The organism is Streptomyces sp. NRRL S-87 (assembly GCF_000719335.1).
Taxonomy (GTDB): Bacteria; Actinomycetota; Actinomycetes; order Streptomycetales; family Streptomycetaceae; genus Streptomyces.
Genome location: NZ_JOGB01000171.1, coordinates 1 through 630, shown reverse-complemented (window position 1 = coordinate 630; position 630 = coordinate 1). Strand labels below are relative to the sequence as shown.

Genomic DNA, 630 nt, shown 5'->3' with positions numbered 1-630 from the left:
GCCGCCGCGGGTGCGGGGGTGGCGGACGATCCGATCGCGATCGTGGCGATGAGTTGCCGTTTCCCCGGTGGTGTCCGTACTCCTGAGGAGCTGTGGCAGTTGCTGGCCTCGGGTGGGGATGCGGTCGGTGCGTTCCCGAGTGATCGGGGGTGGGATCTGGAGCGGCTCTACAGTCCGGACCCGGACCGGCAGGGCACGTTCTACGCCCGTGAGGGCGGGTTCCTTTATGACGCCGCGGACTTCGACGCGGACTTCTTCGGGATCTCGCCGCGCGAGGCGCTCGCCATGGATCCGCAGCAGCGTCTGCTGTTGGAGGCCTCGTGGGAGGCGTTCGAGCGGGCCGGGATCGACCCGGCGAGCGTCCGCGGCAGCCAGGCCGGCGTGTTCGTCGGCACCAACGGCCAGGACTACGACTCCTCCTTCCAGGTCATCCCCGAGGGCATCGAGGGTTTCCTGGGCACGGGTAACGCGGCGAGCGTCGTCTCCGGTCGGCTGTCGTACGCGTTCGGGCTCGAAGGCCCGGCGGTCACCGTCGACACCGCCTGTTCCGCCTCCCTGGTGGCGCTGCACTGGGCCGTGCAGGCCCTGCGCAACGGCGAGTGCGACCTCGCGCTCGCCGGTGGTGTGACC

Annotated in this window: 1 protein-coding gene; it reads left to right on the top strand. The window is 70.5% G+C overall.

The features are described 5' to 3' along the window. Positions 1-630, top strand: a 630-nt coding sequence (locus IF43_RS37490) for a beta-ketoacyl synthase N-terminal-like domain-containing protein (protein WP_037891642.1), incomplete at both ends; no start/stop codon positions are given.